The organism is Aquiflexum lacus (assembly GCF_015476655.1).
GTDB classification, from domain to species: domain Bacteria; phylum Bacteroidota; class Bacteroidia; order Cytophagales; family Cyclobacteriaceae; genus Aquiflexum; species Aquiflexum lacus.
This window is the reverse complement of record NZ_JABFHF010000004.1, coordinates 198,872-221,888: the sequence shown is the minus strand read 5'-3', so window position 1 is coordinate 221,888 and position 23,017 is coordinate 198,872. Positions and strand designations below refer to the sequence as shown.

The following is a 23,017-nucleotide window of genomic DNA, read 5'->3' as shown; positions in this document are numbered from 1 at the left end:
CATGAAAAAATCACTGATTGGACTGATTGGCCTGTTAATTTTAACAAACTCTTGTGCACTTCTTCAAAAAGGAGGTTCTAATGCTGATGCTTATGAGGGATATCAGGAAGATTTAAGTGAAATCAGAATCACATTTCCATCTCTGGAAAAACAGGTTGCAGAAAATGCACAACCTATAGTAACAAGCACCGAATCTTTGGCAATAGATCGCGACTTGGAAATTGCCTTGCAGAATTTTACTGAGAGCAATAGAGGAGAAAGATATTGGAGTGGGTTTACTGTTTTGGTTTACAGTGGGGTTGATAGAGATCTGGCTTTCAAAACCAGAAATGACCTTTTCACACATTTCCCGGACATCAAAACAGACATGCAATATCAACAGCCCCGTTATTTGGTGAAAGTTGGAAAATATGTCAACAGAATTGAGGCACAGGCCCATTACCATAAATTAAAAGATACATTCCCCTCTGCCCGGATCATTCAGGATAGGTTTCAAAGAGAAGAATATGTCAACCCAGAACCAATAGATGATGGTGAAAGACAAAATCAAGTCACTGGCAACCGACTATAAAGCCGAAATTATTGCAAACCGTAGGCACCTTCATGCCCATCCAGAGCTTTCATTTCATGAATTCAAAACAGCAGCCTTTGTTGAGGAGCAGCTAAAAAGTTTTGGTATCACCAAGCTGGAAAGAAAAGCTGAAACAGGAATAGTTGCATTGATAGAAGGGAGAAATCCATCTCATAAGACAATTGCTTTAAGGGGAGATATGGATGCCTTACCTATTATCGAGCAAAATGATGTCCCATATAAATCTACCAATACCGGAGTCATGCATGCCTGCGGGCATGATGTTCATACAGCATCACTTCTTGGTGCAGCTAGAATTTTACAGGGATTAAAGAACGATTTTGAAGGGACAGTGAAACTTATTTTTCAGCCTGGAGAGGAATTGATACCTGGTGGTGCATCTTTAATGATCAAGGATAAGGCCTTGGAAAACCCTCGCCCTTCAGGAATAATCGGTCAGCATGTAATGCCCTTGATACCTGTTGGTAAAGTGGGATTCAGAAAAGGCATGTATATGGCGAGTGCTGATGAACTTTATATTACCATCAAAGGTAAAGGGGGTCACGGAGCCATGCCCGAGACTTTGGTGGATCCGGTATTGATTGCTTCGCATATGATTGTAGCCTTGCAACAAGTGATTAGTAGAAATGCTTCTCCTAAAACGCCTTCGGTTCTTTCCTTTGGGAGAGTAGAAGCCTTGGGAGCCACCAATATTATACCCAACGAGGTAAAGATCCAGGGTACTTTCAGGACACTTAATGAAGAATGGAGAGCCAAAGCCCACATAAATATGGTCAATATTGCTCGGGGAATTGTGGAAGGTATGGGAGGTGAATTGGATTTCGAAGTCAGAAAAGGATATCCTTTTCTTAAGAACGCAGAAGAATTGACCTCAAGGGCACAGCTTGCTGCTATTGATTACCTTGGTGAAGAAAATGTGGAGGACTTGGATATTTGGATGGCCGCAGAAGATTTTTCCTATTATACACAAGAAATTGACGGCTGTTTTTATCGCTTGGGAACACGCAATGAATCCAAAGGTATTATCTCAGGAGTCCATACACCTACTTTCGATATTGATGAGGATGCCCTCGAAATCGGAGCGGGACTGATGGCTTGGATAGCTGTTAATGAATTGGAACATAAACTATAGAAATATTGTAGAAATACTCTGCCTATCGGCAGACAGGTTCACGAAATAAATAGAAATAGTGAACTGCATTGTTACTAAGCAAGCATAAAAACCAGTTTCTTGACTCTTTCGTCTCTGCAGATGTCTCCTGACTTCGACATGACAAGGAAAAGTCTTTCTTGAAAGGAAACACCTGGGTTTATCAAATCACCAATATTTCAAATTATTTCTATAGTATTTCCACTTTATTTCCATCTTATATTTATCGTATTTCATCTTTATATCTATCATATTTCACCTTAAAAAATGAAAGCAACCAAAAATCTAATACTAGCAGTAATTTTAGCAGTTAGCATCAATAACCAGTCATTTGCCTGGGGACCAATTGGTCATTATGTGATTGGAAAACTGGCTGAATGGCAAATGAAACCTCAGACAGTTCAAAAAGTTGAGGCAATTTTACATCACGAATCTATTTCAGGGGTAGGCGTTTGGATGGACAATATTCGATCAGACAGAAATTATGATTACACCAATACTTGGCACTGGGTTACAACAGCTGATGGTGAATATGACCCAAGTATTCAGGAAGAATCAGGTGATGCTTATGCTGCATTTCTCAAAATTAAAGAAACCCTCAAAAAAGGTGGCTTGAGTCCTGAAGAAGAAAGAGACCAGTTAAGATTATTGATTCACATTGTCGGAGATCTTCATCAACCTTTTCATGTGGGTAAACCCGGAGACCGCGGAGGAAATGATGTCAAAGTGAGCTTTTTTAACAAGGAAACCAATATCCATGCAATTTGGGATTCTGATTTGATCGAGGGCAAGAAAATGAGTTACACAGAGATCGCAACTGAATTACAGAAGCGTATCAATCCCGAATTGATTTATAAATATACTTCAAAAACTCCTGCTGATTGGCTGAGAGAAGCGGCTGCCATAAGACCTGACATGTATGACATACCGGAAAATGGAAGGATAGGATATGAATATATCTACAAGCATTATCATCATGTAGAAGAGAGATTGACTGCGGGAGGAATCCGCTTGGCGCAGGTTTTGGAAGAAATTTATGGTTAATTTTGGGGAGGAAAATTCTTAAAAATACGCGAACCGACACAAAAATGTGTCGGTTTTTTTTATTTTCTCATTCGCTATGTGATAATTGAAACTCAATAATTATCTTATAGGGTAATTATGGAAAAATATGCACTTATCACAGGAGCGAGGCATGGCTTAGGTAAATCTTTTGCAATTGAACTATCCAAAATGAAAATCAATACCATTTTGGTTAGTAGGCCAAACCATGGGCTTCAGGAATTTTGCACAGAATTGAAGGAAAAATATGAGATAGATTCAAAGTGCTTTGAGACGGATTTATCCGTTTATCAAAATGTAATTGACCTTGCAAATTGGGTAAATCAGCACTTTGACCTCTTTATCCTTATCAATAATGTCGGAGTGGGAGGAACAATTAGGATGACTGATGCGGATGTTGATTACCTCAATAATATTATCAAGCTAAACGTAATTACTACTTCTGTACTTACCCATCAACTACTTCCTAACCTCTTAAAACAACCTAGAGGATATGTTTTGAATATTTCTAGTTTGGCGGCTTATCTTCCCATAGGCTTCAAAACGGTCTACCCTGCATCCAAATCTTTTGTTTATTCCTTTTCAAGAGGTCTTAATCAGGAATTGAAGGGTACGAATGTTTCTGTCAGTGTAGTGTGTCCCGGACCGATCCGAACCAATGATGAAATCATGAAAAGAGTGGAAAAGGGATTTTTTGGAAAATTTATGGTATTAGAACCTGAGTTCATTGCCAAAAAATGTATCCGGGAACTTTTCCTAAAAAAGGCCGATATTGTGGTTAACCCAATGATTTGGTTTTTCATCATGATTTTACCAAAATGGATTAAGATTCCAATAATGACCAAAATTGCCAGTAAAGAGATTAGTTGAAATATTCAGAAAAAAATTCAATGTTAGAGGTATCATGACTTGGACCAATTACCATAACCACTGTAAATATTGCGATGGGGTGGAAGAGATTGAAACCCACGTTCAACAAGGTATCATTGAGGGTGTCGTCAGTTTGGGTTTTTCCTCCCATAGTCCTGTTTCATTTGAAAACAAATGGTCAATGGAAGAGAAAGATATCCCTGCTTATTTAAAGGATATCAAGGCTGCTGCCGAAAAATACTTCGGACAAATAGAAATATACAAAAGCTTGGAAATTGATTATTTTCCCCAGCAATCAGGAGTTATCAAAAAGTGGGTAGATGATCTTGACCTGGATTATTCAATAGGTTCTGTTCACTTTGTAGATGCTTTTGAAGATGGTATGCCATGGGAAATTGACGGACCTTTGATTACTTTTGAAAAAGGACTGGAAGAGATTTTTGGTAATGATATCAGGAAGGTGTTGGAAAAATATTTCGAATACACCATCCAAATGCTGGAAAAGGATTGCCCAACCATTCTGGGACATATAGATAAGATAAAGATGCAGAACCATCACCATTTTTTTTTCGATGAGAATGAAACATGGTATCAGGAGCTTTTGAAACAGACCTTGGAAGTTGCCGCAAAATCCGGAGTGATAGCAGAGGTGAATACCCGGGGATTGTATAAAAAAAGGGCTTCGGAGACCTATCCCGGTGAATTGGGACTTGGATTGTTGAAGGAATTTGGGATACCGATCTGCCTCAATTCAGATGCACATCACCCAAAAGAAATCATAGGGGAATATAAAAATACTGCTGTACTCTTAAAACACCTTGGATTTAAAGAGCTAATGATCTTGAAGAACAATACGTGGCAGGCTATGCCTTTTGATGAAAATGGAATTCAGTGGTAATTTAAATTAAGCTGATTATGATAGAAATCCCTGAATCCAAAACGCTGAGTTTACAGGCGTCCCAAATTCTGACTGGCAAAAAATTGGCCAAGGTCATTCCGTCCACCCATGTCCATAAAATGGCTTGGTACGAAGGCGATCCCAAAGATTACCCAAAACTTCTGGAAGGAAGAACTGTACAATCCACGCAGGGACATGGAATGTTTGTGGACGTCCATTTTGATGGAAATGTGAGTGTTTCTATAAGCGATGGAGTGAATATGCGATATTATTCCAATTTCGAAGAAGCTCCTACCAAGCATCAGTTGCTGTTGGTTTTTGAAGATGGGAGTTGCTTGGCTTTTACGGTAGCTATGTATGGGGGGATCATGGCCTATCGGGGGAAATTAAACAATAAATACCATATCGGTAGTTTGAATGCGATTTCTCCATTGGATGAAGCCTTTAATGAAAAGGTTTTTCAGGGAATTCTTGATTCGACAAAGGATATGTCCGCAAAATCTTTGTTGGCTACCGAGCAAAGAATACCGGGCCTTGGGAATGGGGTATTGCAGGATATTCTCTTCAATGCCGGTATACATCCCAAAACAAAGAAATCCAGTTTATCTGAATTGGAAAAGAGAGATTTGTTCCACAGCCTTAAAATCACACTCAGGAAAATGACTGACCTTGGGGGAAGGGACACCGAGAAAGATCTTTTTGGGAAAAATGGAGGATACAAAACCATTCTTTCAAAAAACACCTTGGTTCAGCCCTGTCCAAAATGCGGCGGAAAAATAGAAAAAGAATCCTATATGGGAGGGGCAGTATATTTTTGCCCAAATTGCCAGAAATTGTAAAGGACAATATTTTATTTTTTGTAGATATTGTAAAGAAATTGAAAAACCTTTCCTGATGCATGATCTGTTAAAAACATCCATTGGGTTCCTTTCGGTGGAACTTAAAAAATTAAATGGTTATGACAATGTTAACTATTTGGTTGAAACAGATAGTGGTAAATATATTTTTAAAACTTATCCTTTTACTTCAGAGACCTTTGATTTAGTCCAGGTGGAAACGGAATTTTTGCATGCTTTGCAAAAAAGGTTTCATGGAAGAATACCCGAACCGGTTCCCTTTGAGGACGGAAACTATGTTAAGTTGATTGAATCTGGCGGTCAAAAACTGGTAGGCAGGTTGCTTACTTTTTTGGATGGAGCGTTTTTGGGAGACTTGAATCCTTCAAAGGCTGACTATCATGCTTTAGGGATTCTTCTGGCGGAATTAGATCAGGAACTTGGAAAACAAAAAAGCTACTTGATTCAATCAAGGAAATGGGAATGGGATATTCAATACCTTGAATTGGTACATAAATTCCTCGAAGATATCCCTTCGGGTAAAGACAGGAATGCGGTACGATTTTTTTTCCTGCAGTTTGAAGAAAATGTTAGGCCACATCTTTCAGGTTTGAGAAAGTCGTTTATTTACAATGATGCCAACGAATGGAATGTTCTTTTCAGAGAAAATAAAGATTTGGCATTGATTGATTTTGGGGATTTGGCTTATGCGCCATTAATTCAGGAGTTGGCAGTTGCTATGACTTATGCCGCTTACGACAAAGATAATTATTTGGAATGGGGGGTTGAGGTATTAAAGGGTTACCAATCCGTAATCCCCCTTGAAGAAAAAGAGTTGGAAGCTCTGTATTACCTGATTGCAGCGAGGTTGTGCGCCAGTGTTTGTAATTCGGCCCACGCCAGAATAACTGATCCTGAAAACTCCTATACCTCTGTCAGTGAAGAAAATGCCTGGAAAATGCTTTATGGATGGCTGAAAATCAATCCTATTGAAGCAGAAAATAGATTCAGGGAGGCGGCAGGCTTGGCTAAGAAAATGGCACTTTCCCTGGAAGATAGCCTGATTTACCGCAATCAATACCTCAGTAGCATTTTATCTGTCAGTTACAGCAAGCCCATCAAAATGGAAAGGGCTGCTTTTCAATATATGTATGATGTCTATGGCAATACTTTCCTGGATGCATACAATAATATTCCTCATGTAGGGCATTCACATCCCAAGGTTGTGGAAGCAGGTCAAAGGCAAATGGCCAGGCTTAATACCAATACCCGATATCTTTATGACATTTTGCCTGAATATGCGGAGAAATTGTTGGCCAAGTTTCCATCATCTTTGAATAGGGTTTTCTTTGTGAACTCAGGCAGTGCGGCCAGTGACCTGGCCATCCGAATGGCAAAGTGGCACACCCAAAGAGAGGGGATAGCAGTAGTTGAGCATGGCTACCATGGAAATACTCAGATTTCCATAGATATTTCAGATTATAAGTTTAACAATCCCAAAGGGCAGGGCCAAAAAGACTATATCCTGAAAGTTCCTATTCCTGATGCCTATCGTGGAAAATACACAGGAGAAGGCGAAAAATCAGGAATTGCATATGCCAAGGATGCCAAAGGATTGATAAACAACTTTCAAATGCCGATAGCAGCATTTATCGCTGAACCCATTGTGGGTTGCGGCGGACAAATACCTCTGGCCCCAGGATATTTGCGGGAAGTTTATGCGGCTGTTCGGGCCAATGGAGGACTTTGTATTTCTGATGAGGTGCAAACCGGTTTTGGCAGGGTTGGGGATTGTTTTTGGGGCTTTGAGCAACATGCTGTGGTGCCGGATATGGTGATCTTGGGCAAGCCAATGGGAAATGGCCATCCAATGGGAGCTGTAGTCTGTACCCAAGAAGTTGCGGAGTCTTTTGAAAAGGGAGTAGAGTTTTTCAGTTCCTTCGGAGGCAATCCGGTTTCCTGTGCCATAGGGTTGTCAGTTTTGGAGGTGATGGAGGAAGAAGGATTGCAGGAAAATGCCAACATGGTAGGCAATTACTACAAATCTTTATTTCATGAACTCCAAAAAAAGCACACTTGCATAGGAGATGTCAGGGGTTCAGGTTTGTTTCTTGGTGTGGATTTGGTCAAACCTGGCACCAAGGAGGAAGATCCCTTGCTGGCAAAAATCATAAAAAATAAATTAAGAGAAAATTACATTCTCATCAGTACGGATGGGCCAAAAGACAGTGTCCTGAAAACTAAACCTCCTTTGATATTTTCCAGAGAAAATGCCCTTCAGGTAGTAGAGGAAATGGATGGGATTTTAAAAGATTTTCCCTGCTAGATTTAAAATTTTAATGGATAGATTTACATATCAGATAACCTTCTGAAATCAAATCAAAAAATCAGATTTCCCACAACATCAAGAACTGATTTGATTTCGTTGAAAGATAATTGTTTTATTAAATGAGAAAAGTATTCCTTTTGATTGTATTGTGGAGCATTTGTTTGAGTATTCGTGCACAGGAAAAAGTTGATTTTGAGATTGATTTTTTAAAAAGCAAGAAGGGATTCTATTGGGAAGGTGGAGGTGTACCGGTTGGTCCGGAAATCACCTTTTCGCAAAGCATGCTTTTTTCTGAGCTTCCGACCGCAGTTCAATTTTATGCTGTATCCAAAAAAGGAAGAATCAATTATTTAACGCCAAAAATCTGGGTGGATGACTTGGAAGTGCACCTGCAGCTGGAGTTTTTGCTAAAATCTGCCCAATGGGAAATAGATAAACCTTATCAACACCAAAATTTTTCTGAGAAGCTTGAACAAGCTACCAAGAATGAAAAGCTTGAACTCATCGGTAAGAATTTGGATAAATTACCGGCAATCTATTTCCTGGAGGCAGAAAAGGAAAAGTACCCTTTGGAAGTGGTCAGGGACTTGTTTCAAAAGATTCCTATCGAAACCAGTAATTCCATTTATGCCAAAAAACTAGAGGTATATCTTACCGTAAAGTCCATCACATCACCCAAAAGCGGTGATAAAATAAAAAATATCGAACTCATAAATTCAAATAATGAGCGTCAACAGCTATTCAAATCTGATCAAAAACCAAAGTTGCTCGTCCTGATGAACTCAGAAAGTGCTTATTCATTATCTACCATTTCACTCTTATCCCAATTTCATGAATTAGTGAAAGAAGAATATGAAATCGTCACTGTTTGGTCGGACAAAAGTTTTGACAGATGGCAAAATTACAGAGCTGATTTAAAGGCAAATATTAAATGGACCAATTTATTGGACATATATGGAGAGGCTTTTAATTACTTTGATGAAGATCTGACGCCTACTTTTTTTGTAATTAATCCGGATGGGATTATTGAGAGAAAATTTAGGGGCTTCAATAAGCGAATAGTAAGCCGATTGCAAGCTTTATCAGAAGCCGTTGAATAGAGGGTTTTAAATTTCTATTTTCTTTTTGCGACGAAAACGCCATTAGGTTGATTAAAAACAGCTTCAATAATTTTTCCGGATTCATCTTCTGTAAATACTATGGTATAACCCTCTGCCACTTTTAATGCAAATTTATTTTTACCAATAGGTAGGAGATCATATTCCGGTTGACCTGCCACAAAAAGGAAAAGCGTATTCACATTTCCTTCTTTTAAATAAAATTTGGCAACCTGCCCGCCCAAGTCATAATCCCCTGTATATTTTTCCAAGGTTTCTTTATCCAGTTCAATTTCCTTGGGTTTACGCTTGAATTCTATGGCATCCACCATTGGTTCGGCTTTGAAAGAAAGAGAAGCGATTTCTCCCAAATTATTGATTCTGAAATTGAACTGCATGGGAGAAACCGTAGTGGTATCAACCTTTCCATTTTCAATACCCACCAGTGAAAAGATATTGTAATGAAAATGTTTTAACCAGACTTTTTGATAAGGAGTGTTTGCAAAAAGGGAATCTCTCTCAAGTTGAATATTTACCATTCCGTAACCAGGATGAGAATATTCCCCGGTAAACTCGGCCAAAAGATGAGAAGTCTTGGTTCCTTTTTTTTGAATTGAGCTAGATTGAGCCTGATTTGCAGCAGCTTGTTTTTTGGCTTCATCAGCTTTTTCTTTTTGGATCTTGTTCCAATCGGTCTTATCTACTTTCAACAATCTGTCACTGATTATATTTCTGACAATGCCGGGAATCGGGGAACCGTTTTGATTGGACAAAACCACAATTCCAATACTATCCATCGGGAAAAATGCCGCATTCGCAGAGAATCCATTAATGTTCCCTCCATGTTCCACCCTGTAATGTCCTTTATAGGAAGAAACCATCCAACCGTAACCATAAGTACTGATATGCATATCCGGAAATTCTTTATCGGGGATGCTGTTTGCCATGATCATTTGCGGACTCATAGCTTCCTTGACATAGGCTTCAGGAAGAATTTGATTGTCCTTGAATTTGCCTCCATTGATCCAAGCAATCAACCAATTGGACATTTCATTGACACTGCTGTTGATACTCCCGGCAGGACCCATAGCGGCAATGTCATAATAGTCCATTTTTTTGATAATGGAATCGTTTTTTACTTCGTAGCCAAAAGATGCATCTTTGCCATTTTTCAGGCCTGTGATTACTGCATTGCTCGTTTTCATCTCCAAGGGATCAAAAAACTTTTCCTGAACGATGTCTTCCCAGGGCTTTCCTGAAATCCTTTCTGCGATTACCCCTTGGGTCAGAAACATAAAATTATTGTAATACCACTGTTCCCTAGGCTTGGCAAATGGTTCCTGATATTGAATTCTTTGCATCAATGAATCCCGGGATTGGGTAGTGAAGAAGTACCAGCTGAGATCATGTCTTGGAAGCCCCGTTCTATGGGTCATGATATCCTTGATGGAAATCAGGTTGTTCATCTCATTATTGAAAAACCGAAGTTCGGGGATGTGTTTGATGGGACTGTCATCAAATGACAATTTGCCTTCTTCCCTCAAAACCCCCAACAGCCCAGATGTAAAGGCCTTGCTGCTTGATCCTATGGCGAAAAGTGTATTTGGAGTTACAGGAATTTTATTTTCGTAATCACGGTAACCGAAGCCTTTTGAATAGATGATTTTGTCTTTTTCCACTACGGAAACAGCAAATCCAGCTGCATTCCAGGTTTCGAGGACTTTGTTTAGTTCGGAATCCAGACCTTCAAAACGATTGTCAGCCTTTTGTTTTTGAGCTATAGAAGTCAGAGAGACCAGAAAGATTAGAAGGGAGAGGAATAGTTGTTTCATGGAATAACTCAATTAAAAAGAAAAAGATAGGTTAATTTTGGTAATTTTTTTGAAATCTAATGAAAAAAATCAAATCTGATTATTAACATATCGAATTCTTGAAGAATTACAAAGTTAATCCTAGAGTTGTAGAAAAACCGATCTATTGAATAAAAAAGGCCCTGAGAATTTCTTCCTCAGGGCTTTCATATTTATAATTAAAAATCCGTTTTTGCATAGTTATAAATCTTGAGGTCATCTAAGAGAAACTTTCCTTCAGGAGAGCCATTTGCCCCAGCGATATCAACCATATTGTTCCAAAATGGATCTCCAAAACTTGAACTCCAATTATTTGATGTTGTTGCGGCTACTTTTTTCCCATTAATGTAAAGTTGCATAGCTTCTTTTGAACCTGAAATTCCCTTTCTATCCCAAACTGCTGCAATATGAATCCAGTCTTTAGTTTGTTCAATTGGGTAAAATTTGATAATTACTTGTGATGGTTCACGTCCAAGAGCGAAAGAAAAAACATTAGTTTTTTTATCTCCGAAAAAAGTGCCATCATAGCTCGACAAACTTATTCCTGATCTAAAACCATAAGGACCATCAAATATTCTATATGTATCAAATTTATACCCAATAGGATTTGTTCTTTGGCTATACCAAACTGATATGGTACCTCTTTCTGGATTTAAAATTTCATCTATATTTTTCAACACTAGGTTGTGTACTCTAGCTAAAGGAAAATAATCTCCAGGAGCAATAGTAACTGCATTTCCAAATTTGCCTGGCACATATTCTCTATTGGCTGGGATATCTAGTCCATTATTCTCATCAAAAAAGCTAAGATTAGGACCGAACTTACTATTTAAAACTTCGTAATCGCTACCAAGTTCATTCCATAAAACAAGTCCTTTCTCATATTTACAAACAGGAATTAAAGGATAAGTTTCAGTGAAGGAAATGGGTGAACCAAGACCTTTTTGCAGAATTGAAAATGAAACTTCATCACAACCTTTCCAATCTTTTTCAAGAGGTATTGAAAAAGTTGCCGTGTAACCGGAAGGTACATTTTTAAACTCTTTACTTTTTCCATTTATTTGGACATGAATGTTAGCTTTTGCTTTGGATGGACCTGAGGTAATATCATACCTGACTTTTACTACAAACTTTTCTTCGGTATTGAACACTTTGTAGGAAATTTTTTTTGTATTGATTCCTGAACTTTTGCTTTTGGAGTCTTTTTTTGCAAAATATTTTCCGCTGCCAAGTTCTATACAATCCGACTTACAATCTGAAGCGTAAATTAATCGTGCATTTAATGGATCATTTTCCTGTTCAAGTTCTATTCCTGTGAGATCTTGAAATTCTTCCAATAACAATACCGGCTCTTCCATTGGAGCAAATTGCTCGCAGGAAAACATTAAACCAAGTGTAAACAAAACTACCAAGTAGCTTTGAATGCAAATCCTTTTTTTTGTTTTCATTTTTTTACAATTTTAGAGTTAACAATAGTCCGGTAAAGGTAAATCTGACTTAAAGTTCCTGAAATGATTTTGCACATGACACTTAATGATTTTTCTCATTTAGTAATTGAAAATCAATAGATTAATCTATTTTTTTGAATAAAAACTAAAAATATATTGGTTTGCTATTTTCTTTTATTATGCTTCTTGCTTTTATGTTGAATGAAAAATCCTATTAGCAAATCCCATCCTTCCTATTTAATTTGACAATTGAAACCAAAATACTCAATTTGTCCTCATTCTTCGATACCAAAATAGAATTCCTCCGCGGCATGGGTCCGCAGAAAGCTGCTTTGCTCAACAAGGAGCTGAATATTTTTACCTATGGAGAGTTGTTACAATATTATCCTTTTCGCTACGAAGACCGGACAAAGTTTTACAAAATCAATGAGCTAAACGAGGACCTTGAAAATGTACAGGTCATAGCCAAAATCCGAAAAACAGAAACCATTGGAGATGATAGAAGAAAGCGCTTGGTAGCTTATATCTATGACGAGACCGGAGAAATGGAACTTACTTGGTTCAAAGGGATTCAATGGGTTGTCAAAAAACTGCTGATCGGACCTGCCTTTGTATTTTATGGCAAGCCCAATAAATACGGCCGAAAATTCAGCATCGCCCACCCGGAAATGGAACCGCTTTCTCAGGTACAGGAGGAAAAGAGTTTTTTTCAACCGGTCTATTCAACTACAGAAAAGCTGAGGTCGAAATACCTGGATTCCAAAGGAATTTCCAGGATATTGGAGGGTCTGGTACAGGTAGCCTATCCCCAAATTCAGGAAACTTTGCCTTTGGAAATCATACAGCGATTTAGCCTGATTTCAAAACAGGTAGCGATGAAGCAAATTCATTTCCCTGAAAACCCAGAAATCCTTCAAAAGGCAAGATTTAGATTGAAGTTTGAAGAATTTTTCTTCGTGCAGTTGAGGTTATTGAAACTGAAACTCACCAGAACAGAAAAGTCAAGAGGACAGATTCTCAACCAAACAGAATTGCTTACGAAGTTTTACAAAGAGCATTTGCCTTTTGAGCTGACAGAAGCACAAAAGAGAGTTGTTAGGGAGGCATTTGGGGATATGAAATCAGGCAAACAGATGAACCGCCTGATTCAAGGTGATGTGGGGAGTGGCAAGACCATGGTAGCCTTTATCTGTATTTTGATTGCTGTGAGTTCCGGGGCACAGACCTGTTTGATGGCACCAACAGAGATTCTGGCCAATCAGCATCATGAAGGCTTGAAGGAATATGCAGACCTGATGGGTTTGAAGATTGCCTTGCTGACAGGATCTACCAAAAAGTCAACCCGAAAAATCATCCATGAAATGTTGCTTTCAGGCGATCTACATATCATTATCGGAACCCATGCCCTCTTGGAAGATATCGTCCAATTCAAAAACCTGGGATTGGCGATTGTTGATGAACAGCACCGCTTTGGTGTAGCACAGCGGGCAAAACTTTGGGCAAAAAACGAAAATTTTGTTCCGCATGTATTGGTCATGACAGCCACGCCAATCCCCAGAACATTGGCCATGACATTGTATGGTGATCTTGATATTTCGGTCATTGATGAAATGCCCAAAGGGAGAAAGCCCATTCAGACCGTGCATCGCTATGATAAAGACAGGTTGAAAGTCTTCGGTTTTATGAGAAAACAAATTTTATTAGGAAGACAGGTGTACGTAGTCTATCCTCTGATCGAAGAATCTGAAACATTGGACCTGAAGAACCTGATGGATGGGTATGAAAGCGTTTGCCGGGCATTTCCTGAATTTCCGATCAGTATAGTCCATGGAAAAATGAAAGCGATGGACAAAGATTTTGAAATGCAGCGCTTTGTCAAAGGAGAAACCAAAATCATGGTAGCCACAACTGTTATTGAGGTGGGCGTAAATGTGCCCAATGCTTCGGTAATGATTGTTGAAAATGCAGAGCGCTTTGGCTTGTCACAAATGCATCAATTAAGGGGAAGAGTTGGCAGAGGGGCAGATCAGTCTTATTGTATCCTGATGACCAAATATGAATTGTCAAAAGACAGTCGGGTACGATTAGAAACAATGGTCAGGACCAACAATGGTTTTGAGATTGCGGATGTGGATCTGAAATTACGTGGCCCGGGAGATTTGATGGGAACCCAACAAAGCGGGGTTGCAGATTTATTGATTGCAGATCTGAGCAAAGATGCACCGATCTTGACTTTGGCACGTGATGCAGCGCAATTGCTTTTACAGGAAGATCCGGACTTGTCTCAGCCCCAAAACACCATGGTCCTGAGACAGATCAGAAACCAAAAGAAACACGCGATCAACTGGAGCAGGATTTCTTAAGTTGTCCCGCAGATTTCACAGATCAAAAAGGAAATATCATTTTCATTCATAAACCAAATTTTGGTTATCTGCGGATATTTGGGAAATCTGCGGGCCAGTTATATCACCACCCTCTGCCCGGTTTCAGCACTTTTTAGAATAGCCTGCACAATTCTGATATCTCGTAAGCCTTCTTCGCCCGGAACAGGCATCGGTTTACCCCCCATGATGGCCAAGGCATCCATGTCCATTTGGTTGGCTTGTTGCCAAGGAACCTCATATGGGAAATTGATCTCACCAAGAGGACTGGTACCCTTGTTTCCGGCATAAGCAGAAAATGGTGCCATTTCAATAGTTCCCTCTTCGCAAGTGATATTCAAAAAGTTTACATTCTCAGCAAAGGATGTTTTAATGTTGCCCAAAACTCCACCGGGAAACTCAAGTTGTGCTTCCACGATTTCTCCCAAACCATCTTGATATATTTCAGGTCTTTCTGTCCAGATTTTGGCAGAGTTGACTGCAACAGGTTCCATATCACTGCCCAATCTTGCACCTTGAATAGCATATACACCCATGTCATAGATAACACCACCGCCCATTTCTTTTTTCTGTTTCCAGTGATCAGTTCTTCCCTCTCGGTATCCTGCGGCACAATCCACTTGGGTAACTTTCCCCAAAAGGCCTTCTTTGACAATTCTCTGATACTCCAAAGTATTGGGTTCATGTTGGCATCGGTAGCCAATGGAGAGTGATACATTATTCTTTTTACAGGCATCAATCATGGCCTGACACTCCTCTACAGTTACAGCCATGGGTTTTTCACACCATACATGCTTGCCTGTTTGTGCAGCTTTGATGGTATATTCCATGTGCATGGAGGGGGGAAGGACAATATAAATGACATCGATATCAGGATTGTCTGCTATCTTATCCATATTCTTGTAGTTGTAAATATTTTTGTCGGGAATATTGTATTTTGATTTCCAATCAGCAGCTTTAGAAGGCGTTCCTGTTACGATTCCTGCTAGGTAACAATGTTCTGTCTGTTGTAAAGCAGGCGCCAAAAGATCAGTGCTATAGTAGCCCAAACCTACCAAGGCCACACCTAGCTTGCCATTTTTTGGAGCCTCATTACAGGAGATTAATGTAAGTGGGGAAAAGAGACCCAGTCCTGTGCCCAGAGTTAAAGTTTTTAGAGTATCCCTTCTACTGATGTTTTTCATGGTTTTGATAGGTTTAAGTTTTTCTTTGACATTATTGAAGTTTTAATTTAAGACTTTTTAATCAGTGCTTCAAAAAAATAATTAAATTAGGAATAATACTATCAATTTTACTTAACCTGAATGGACACATGAAAAAGTTAACCTTACTTATCTTAATCTTAATATCATTTAATGCTATCACTCAAGCTCAAATGCAACCCTATTTGACTATGGAGGAAGCCCTTAGGATTTCTGACGCTGCTGAGGAAAAAGCACGACTTGAAAACTGGAATGTTGTCATTGCCATTTTGGACGGCGGCGGACACTTGATTGCGCTCCGAAGAATGGATGGCGTACAGATTGGAAGTGTGGAGGTTGCTCAAGCAAAAGCAAAATCCGCAGTATTTTTCAAAAGATCTAGCAAGGTTTTTGAGGATTTGGTAAAAAGTGGAGGTGTACATATTCTTACACTGCCCAATGCAGTAGCGGTAGAAGGTGGATTGCCTATTTTCAAAGATGGTGTATGTGTGGGCGCTATTGGAGTTTCGGGCGTTACTTCCGCTCAGGATGGGATTATTGCTGAGGCAGGTATTAAATCATTATGATTTTTTTATCAAATAGTCACTATGTAACCTTCCATTATTAGACAACAATTAATTATCAATACTTTTGAATTTATGGAAAAAGAAAAATTAACCTTTGAACACATTGTAAACTTAGATCTTCCTAACCTTATCCTTATTGCGACTCCTGTAATGATTTTCTTGGTCGTTCTGGAATGGGTTTTTTCCTACAAAAACAACAAGGGTTATTATGACGGAAAAGATACTTTGACAGCGACCTTTATCGGACTTGTCAATGCAGGTATGAGTGCAGCGATTAAAGTGTTGACTTTTGGTATCATTTTGTTTTTTTATAACCTCATCCCGTGGTCTATTCCCCACACTTGGTGGGCTTATGTGCTTTGTTTGTTTTGGTTGGATTTTTGGAGATATTGGGCCCATAGGGTCGCACACGAAAATAGATTTTGGTGGGCAACACATGTGACCCACCACAATTCAGAAAAGTACAATTGGTCTGTGTCCTTTAGATTAAGTTGGACTCAACATATCAAAATAATTTTTTTCATACCGGTTGTTTTAGCTGGTTTTCACCCGGTTGTCTTCTTTATCATTCATCAATTGGCAGTATTGTATCAATTTTGGATACATACAGAATATATCAGAAAATTGCCAAGACCGATAGAATATTTCTTTACCACACCTTCCCACCATCGTGTACACCATGCTACCAACGAGCATTATTTGGATAAAAACTATGGTTCAACATTTATTATTTGGGACAGGATATTTGGCACATTTATGCCAGAAGGCGAGCAGGCAAATTATGGATTGACCAAGCAGGTGAAATCTTATAATCCCATAACTTTGAATTTTCATGAGTGGTCGGATATTGTAAAAGACGTCCGAAATTCCAAATCTCTGAAAGAGGCTTATGCAATGGTTTTTACCCGCCCGAGTTTGTTGGAAGGAGTGAAAAATGAGTTTAGGGAAAAAGAAAAAGTGAAAGTTTGATGTAATTCGCCTAATGATGGATTCAAGGTCTTTGGTGCAAAGAATTTTCCTTTATCCATAAAAATGCTTTGATTTATTGGATGATGAAGCCAAAAAATTATTCCAGCGCCATTAAGCTCCTAAGCCTCCTATTTTTATCTTTATATATTTCCTGTTCTCCAGGAAATCCACTTTTACCAGGAGAGGGGTTTGTTGAAGTCAATGGTGGAAGAGTCTGGTACGAAGTTTTTGGAGAGGGGGAAAAAGCCCCAATTATTCTTTTACATGGTGGTCCAGGAGGAACAAGTCTTGGATTTGAACCAATGAAGGAAATTGGATATGAGGGGCCAATTGTATTTTTCGATCAATTGGGTTCAGGAAGGTCAAGTGCTATTAGCGATACCTCTTTAATGACGATTGAAAACTATGTGGAGCAGGTTGAATCACTTCGTAAGCATTTGGGAATAAAGGATTTTGTGCTTTACGGATCATCTTGGGGAACCATGCTGGGCATGGATTATTATATGAAATACCCGGATGAAGTAAAGGCCATTATTTTCAGTAGTCCGTTATTCAGTACAGATTCTTGGATTGCGGATGCGGATACTTTAATTGCAACTTTACCGGATTCTGTACAACAGGTCATCAGATACCATGAATCCATCAATGAATATGACCATCCTGACTATCAGGAAGCGGTTAAACTCTATTACAGCCTATATGTCACCCGTAAAGAAAGGCCAAAAATCGACAGAAGTCATTTGAATTTAGTATCCGGAAAAGTGATCTACGAATACATGTGGGGACCTAGTGAATTTACTTCAACAGGCACTTTGAGAAACTATGACCGATTGGACCAATTGGGAACGATATCGGTTCCTGTTCTGCTTTTTACCGGGCAATACGATGAAGCCAGACCGGCTACTGTTCAATATTATCAAAGCCTGATTCCCAATGCGACATTCAGGGAAATCCCTGATGCAGCCCATAGCACCCTGAATGACAATAAAGAAGAGACTTTAAAAGTTGTGATGGAGTTTTTGGAAAGGGTTAATTCTTTGAAATAAAGCCTATCTATCTTTTGGCTGAGTCCTATCCTACCTATGGCCTTTGGATAAAGGCATGAAAATTTAGGGGAGCAAAGAGACCTAATCTTTACTGCTGCTGATTCAAAGGTTTCACTCGATATTTAAATATTTTAATAATTAGCTTAAGTAATCCACTCCAAATAATTTTCCTTTTCAATCAGTTCCCATTTTGCATCCGGGTATGCTTTGGCAAAGGCTACAGGTACTTTTGCTTTGGATTTTCCCCATTTACATTCAAATGCCTGCATCTGTTGTTGGCTGTCAATTTCCAATAAATCCAGTTCCTGTCCATCATAGGTCCTCCAAAAATAGTATTGAGGATAATGGCTTTGTGAGGCATTGAATTTCATTCTTTCATAGATGAAATACTGCTCCCAAAGTGCCCCAAGATCATTTCTCAGGTGTATAGGACTAAAATTATTGATAAGGGCATTCCGGATTCCATTGTCATGGAAATACCATTTTTTACTCTTGGAGACTTCTTTTCTTAGATTTTGACTATATCCTCCCAACGGAAAAATAATAAAGACCTTCGAAAGTAAATCCATATATCTTTCCACCGTTTCTTTATTTATCTGAAGACTGTTTCCAAGCTCTACTGTACTGACTTGACTTCCCACCTGCCAAGCCAATAGTTTTAAAAGCTTGATCAGAATATCGGAACCTTTCACATTGGTCAAAGCCAATAAATCCTTTAGGAGGTAAGAGTTTACCATGGATTTGAGATACTCCTCCTTCTCATCAAGGCTATCCATCTGTGTCAATTCAGGATAACTACCATAAATCAATCTTTCGGAAAGTCTGTTGGCAGTTTCCAAAAGGTTTTCGGATTTCCCAAATTCGGTTTGCGCTAAGGGGAATAGTTGATATTCTTTTTGCCTACCAACCAAAGGTTCCCCCGCATCATTGACCAAATCCAGACTACTGCTACCGGTGGAAATAATGGTGATTCCTTTCACATTGTCTATCATTAGCTTTAGGATTTTCCCAATATTGGGAACTGCTTGCGCTTCATCTATGATTACCAATTTTTTATCACCGATCAATTGACGGTAATTAGCTACAGTACGAATTTGAAGTAATTCTGCCACCTGAATATCTTCACCCAATAAGATTAATGATTCGTTTTGATGATTTACGTGAATACAATCGATGATTGTAGTTTTTCCTGTCCTTCTACTTCCATATAGCATCAGTACTTTCTGTTTGCCAATTTGGTATTCTAATTTGTCTTGGAGATACCGTCTAAATTCCATTTTTTGTTAATTGGGCTGGTTTACCAGCGCAATTTATATAAATTAGGCGGTTTAACCAGCGCAATTTATATAAATTAGGCGGTTTTGGAGAATTTGAAACATATCTCAAAAGAGAGATTATAGCTAACCAAAAAAATATCCTTGGATTTAAATGTCCTCATTATACTTTATAAACTTTTTTCACCAAATTCAGAACACCAATTAACCAACCTTTACAATGAAAAAAATAATATTATTTGGCATGATGCTGTTCATGTCCTTTCCTTCCTTTTCCCAAGGAAGAAAATCTACGGTATCCCCTTCCCCAACATTCGACGCAGAAATATTTCAAGGACTGAAATGGCGCAATATTGGACCTTTCCGTGGAGGCAGGTCAGGTGCTGTTTCCGGAGTTCCCGGCAATGATCAGGTGTTTTTTGTAGGATATACAGGAGGAGGACTTTGGAAAACTGACGATGCAGGAATCTCTTGGCACAATGTTTCAGATGGTTTTTTCAAAACGGGTTCTGTGGGTGCGATTGCTGTCAGTGAATCTGACCCTAATGTGATTTATGTGGGTATGGGCGAACATGCCATTCGTGGCGTGATGACCACCTATGGAGACGGAGTCTATAAATCCACAGATGGAGGCAAGACTTGGAAAAACATGGGTCTGGAAATGACAAGACATATTTCTGATGTTATTATCCATCCCAAAAACCCAGATATAATATATATAGCTTCCCAAGGTGCTGCACATGGGCCCAATGAAGAAAGGGGAATCTATAAAAGTACGGATGGGGGCAATACATGGACCAAAGTATTGTACGTAGATCAAAATACAGGAGCTTCATCTCTAAGTATGGATTTTAATAATCCCAGGATATTATATGCAGCTACTTGGGAATACCGCAGGTTGCCTTGGCAGGTACAAAGCGGTGGTGCAGGTTGTGGCATTTGGAAATCTGTGGATGGTGGAGATAACTGGACCAAAATCAATAATGGTCTCCCCGAGGAAATGGGAAAAATCGGTGTAAGTGTTTCTAGGGCTAATTCTGAAAGAGTTTATGCCATAGTAGAAGCTGAAAAAGCAGTTGCCGGTGTCTATCGCTCGGATAATGGTGGGGAGACATGGGCACATATGACCAACAATCAATTGTTGACTTCGAGATCTTGGTATTATATGGAAGTGGAGGCAGATCCGATAAATGCAGATGTGGTGTATGTGCTTAATTCACCTTTGACCAAATCTATCGATGGGGGCAAAAATTTTACTGTGGTACCGGTAAGGCATATTGATACCCACGACCTTTGGATCAATCCCAAAAACCCCATGAATATGATTTTGGGAGATGATGGTGGGGCTGAGATCACTTATGATGGAGCCAAAAGTTGGTCGACACAGGACAATCAACCTTCAGCGCAATTTTACAGGGTAAATGTGGACGAAGGTTTTCCATACAAGATTTATGGTGGACAGCAGGACAATACTTCATTGGTCATTGCCAGTCGGAACAATTACATTGGATTGACAGATAAGGATTGGTTTATCGGTCCGGGTTGTGAATCTGCTTTTATTGCTTTCGATCCCAAAAATCCGGTTTTGCTCTATGGGGGATGTTATCAGGGGCTAATTGATGTCCTGAATACCCAAGATGGGCATAGCAAAGATATCAGACAATATCCTTCCAATATCTTGGCCTATGATGCCAAGGATATGAGATACCGTTTTAATTGGAATGCGCCGGTTATTGCTTCTCCTCATGATTATAACACCATTTACCATGGTGGAAATATTCTTTTCAAGACAACTGACGGAGGTTTATCATGGGAAGAAATCAGTCCTGACTTAACCCGAAATGAGGAATCTAAACAAGGTCCCGGTGGAGCACCCATCACCAATGAAGGTGCCGGAGGGGAGAATTACAATACCTTAAGCTATGTCATTGAATCAATCCATGAAAAAGGAGTGATTTATACAGGCAGTGATTGTGGTCTTTTTCATATCACCAAGGATGGTGGAAAAACTTGGGAAAACATCACCCCGGCTGGGCTACCAGAAAGCCTTATACAATCTATTGAAGTTTCTCCCCATGAGAAAGGAACTGCCTTTATTGCAGCCACCCGATACAAATTCAACGATTTTTCCAATATGTCTTACAAAACTACTGACTATGGGAAAACTTGGACTAAAATAGATGCAGGAGTGGACAAAGATGATTTTATCAAGGTTATCAGAGAAGACAGAAAAGTGAAAGACCTCTTATACGGAGGCGCCGAAAGGGGCTTCTATGTTTCATTTAATGGTGGTACCAATTGGCAGAAACTTCAATTGAACCTACCTGTAGTTCCGATTACTGACATTGCTTTTGCGGATAATGACATGGTTGTTTCTACAGCTGGGAGGGCTTTTTGGATTTTGGATGACTTAAGTGCTTTGCAGCAGTCCAATGGGAATTTCTCCAGCATGAAAATATATACGCCAAAGTCTACCTACAAATATGAAGGATACATTCCATCATGGATGGACCTTCCTCCTGGAATCGGAGAAAATCCGGCCACAGGGGTGATCTTGGATTATTATTTGCCTGAAGAAGTGGATTCTCTGGAAGTTACTTTAGAAATTCTGGACCCATCAGGAAAAGTTATCCGTTCTTATTCCTCCATTAAAGATGAGAACTTTAAGCCATTTTCTGGAGGACCTTCACCTGCTCAGGTAATCCCATCCAAAAAAGGATTGAACAGATTTGCCTGGAATTTCAGAGGGGAAACATTATTGCCCATTCCCAATGCCTTTGTTTATGGTGATTACAGTGGACACCGTGTTGCCCCGGGTAAGTACAAAGCCAGGTTGAATTACAACGGTGCTGTATCAGAAACCGAAATAGAGGTAGTTCAAGATCCAAACCTCAAAAACATCAGCCCTCAGGATTGGGTTGCACAACAGGCTTTGCTAGAAAAGGCTGCCTTATCCCTAACAGATATCCATCAATCGGTCAATGACATGCGCAAAGTCAAAAGTCAGATTGAGCACCATAATTCTTTGCTGAAGGAAAAAGAAGATGCAAAGGACCTTTATCAGGCAGGGCAGGATTTGATCCAAAAATTAACTGAATGGGAAGCCAAATTGGTAGAAACCCGCCAAAGTAATTTCCAGGATGTCATTAATTTTCCAAGTCAGTTAAATGCCCAATACTTTGATCTAAGGGGAACTGTGGATGTGCATGACCCTCGATTGACAGTAGGATCAAAGCAACGATTGGCAGATTTGGATAAGGAATGGGCAGGTTATAAATCTGATTTGAAAGGGCTTATAGAAAATGACATCAGACAGTACAATGAAAAATTCAAAGCACAGAATTTACCCGCTGTCATCATAAATTGACCCATTTAAATAAAAATATTAAGTTGGATTAAACTATTTGTTTTCAAAAGAGTCTATAAGAGAGGTTTTTAACACCTCTC

Annotated in this window: 17 protein-coding genes; 13 read left to right on the top strand and 4 right to left on the bottom strand. The window is 39.2% G+C overall.

Annotation, left to right across the window (positions count from 1 at the left end):
• Position 1: 1 nt before the first annotated feature.
• From HMJ38_RS05870 to HMJ38_RS05835, 8 genes are all read left to right on the top strand, one after another.
• On the top strand, positions 2 to 571 hold the full coding sequence (locus HMJ38_RS05870; RefSeq protein WP_194973439.1) for a hypothetical protein: 570 nt from the start codon (positions 2 to 4) through the stop codon (positions 569 to 571).
• On the top strand, positions 531 to 1,724 hold the full coding sequence (locus tag HMJ38_RS05865) for a M20 metallopeptidase family protein (RefSeq protein ID WP_194973485.1): 1,194 nt from the start codon (positions 531 to 533) through the stop codon (positions 1,722 to 1,724). Before HMJ38_RS05870 ends, HMJ38_RS05865 begins: the two co-directional genes overlap by 41 nt.
• Before the next feature lie 285 nt (positions 1,725 to 2,009).
• Entirely contained in the window at positions 2,010 to 2,786 is a 777-nt protein-coding gene (locus tag HMJ38_RS05860; protein ID WP_194973438.1) for a S1/P1 nuclease, read from the top strand.
• A gap of 117 nt (positions 2,787 to 2,903) precedes the next feature.
• The gene (locus HMJ38_RS05855; protein WP_194973437.1) at positions 2,904 to 3,674 is read left to right on the top strand and encodes an SDR family NAD(P)-dependent oxidoreductase; all 771 of its coding nucleotides are present in this window, start codon (positions 2,904 to 2,906) and stop codon (positions 3,672 to 3,674) included.
• Positions 3,675 to 3,708: 34 nt separating this feature from the next.
• Complete coding sequence (locus HMJ38_RS05850) at positions 3,709 to 4,572, top strand: histidinol-phosphatase (protein WP_194973484.1); 864 nt, start codon at positions 3,709 to 3,711, stop codon at positions 4,570 to 4,572.
• Between the two features lie 17 nt (positions 4,573 to 4,589).
• Positions 4,590 to 5,411 (top strand): zinc finger domain-containing protein, encoded by an 822-nt coding sequence (locus HMJ38_RS05845; protein ID WP_194973436.1) that lies wholly within the window; start codon positions 4,590 to 4,592, stop codon positions 5,409 to 5,411.
• Positions 5,412 to 5,466: 55 nt separating this feature from the next.
• On the top strand, positions 5,467 to 7,734 hold the full coding sequence (locus HMJ38_RS05840) for an aminotransferase class III-fold pyridoxal phosphate-dependent enzyme (RefSeq protein ID WP_194973435.1): 2,268 nt from the start codon (positions 5,467 to 5,469) through the stop codon (positions 7,732 to 7,734).
• 122 nt (positions 7,735 to 7,856) lie between these two features.
• Positions 7,857 to 8,837, top strand: coding sequence for a TlpA family protein disulfide reductase (locus HMJ38_RS05835; protein WP_194973434.1), 981 nt, complete (start codon positions 7,857 to 7,859; stop codon positions 8,835 to 8,837).
• 14 nt (positions 8,838 to 8,851) lie between these two features.
• On the opposite strand, the gene HMJ38_RS05830 is transcribed toward HMJ38_RS05835, so the two are convergent.
• Both HMJ38_RS05830 and HMJ38_RS05825 read right to left on the bottom strand, forming a co-directional pair.
• Positions 8,852 to 10,666, bottom strand: coding sequence for a serine hydrolase (locus HMJ38_RS05830; RefSeq protein WP_194973433.1), 1,815 nt, complete (start codon positions 10,664 to 10,666; stop codon positions 8,852 to 8,854).
• A 197-nt stretch (positions 10,667 to 10,863) separates the two neighbouring features.
• Positions 10,864 to 12,132, bottom strand: coding sequence for a LamG domain-containing protein (locus tag HMJ38_RS05825; protein WP_194973432.1), 1,269 nt, complete (start codon positions 12,130 to 12,132; stop codon positions 10,864 to 10,866).
• Between the two features lie 269 nt (positions 12,133 to 12,401).
• Between HMJ38_RS05825 and recG the strand changes: the two genes are divergently transcribed.
• Positions 12,402 to 14,495, top strand: a complete 2,094-nt coding sequence (recG, locus tag HMJ38_RS05820; RefSeq protein ID WP_194973431.1) for an ATP-dependent DNA helicase RecG — start codon at positions 12,402 to 12,404, stop codon at positions 14,493 to 14,495.
• Positions 14,496 to 14,593: 98 nt separating this feature from the next.
• On the opposite strand, the gene HMJ38_RS05815 is transcribed toward recG, so the two are convergent.
• Positions 14,594 to 15,697 (bottom strand): Gfo/Idh/MocA family protein, encoded by a 1,104-nt coding sequence (locus HMJ38_RS05815; protein ID WP_194973430.1) that lies wholly within the window; start codon positions 15,695 to 15,697, stop codon positions 14,594 to 14,596.
• A 128-nt stretch (positions 15,698 to 15,825) separates the two neighbouring features.
• Here HMJ38_RS05815 and HMJ38_RS05810 point away from each other — a divergent pair, with 128 nt between their 5' ends.
• The 3 genes from HMJ38_RS05810 to HMJ38_RS05800 all read left to right on the top strand — a co-directional run bounded on the left by HMJ38_RS05810 (position 15,826) and on the right by HMJ38_RS05800 (position 18,296).
• Positions 15,826 to 16,281 carry a GlcG/HbpS family heme-binding protein gene (locus HMJ38_RS05810; protein WP_194973429.1) on the top strand — a complete coding sequence of 152 codons (456 nt, stop codon included), beginning with the start codon at positions 15,826 to 15,828 and terminating at the stop codon, positions 16,279 to 16,281.
• A 72-nt stretch (positions 16,282 to 16,353) separates the two neighbouring features.
• Entirely contained in the window at positions 16,354 to 17,250 is an 897-nt protein-coding gene (locus tag HMJ38_RS05805; protein ID WP_194973428.1) for a sterol desaturase family protein, read from the top strand.
• 80 nt (positions 17,251 to 17,330) lie between these two features.
• Positions 17,331 to 18,296 (top strand): proline iminopeptidase-family hydrolase, encoded by a 966-nt coding sequence (locus tag HMJ38_RS05800; RefSeq protein ID WP_228779907.1) that lies wholly within the window; start codon positions 17,331 to 17,333, stop codon positions 18,294 to 18,296.
• 143 nt (positions 18,297 to 18,439) lie between these two features.
• Here HMJ38_RS05800 and HMJ38_RS05795 read toward each other — a convergent pair whose 3' ends face one another.
• The gene (locus tag HMJ38_RS05795; protein ID WP_194973427.1) at positions 18,440 to 19,573 is read right to left on the bottom strand and encodes an ATP-binding protein; all 1,134 of its coding nucleotides are present in this window, start codon (positions 19,571 to 19,573) and stop codon (positions 18,440 to 18,442) included.
• 217 nt (positions 19,574 to 19,790) lie between these two features.
• Here HMJ38_RS05795 and HMJ38_RS05790 point away from each other — a divergent pair, with 217 nt between their 5' ends.
• Positions 19,791 to 22,937, top strand: a complete 3,147-nt coding sequence (locus HMJ38_RS05790) for a VPS10 domain-containing protein (RefSeq protein ID WP_194973426.1) — start codon at positions 19,791 to 19,793, stop codon at positions 22,935 to 22,937.
• Positions 22,938 to 23,017: the final 80 nt, after the last annotated feature.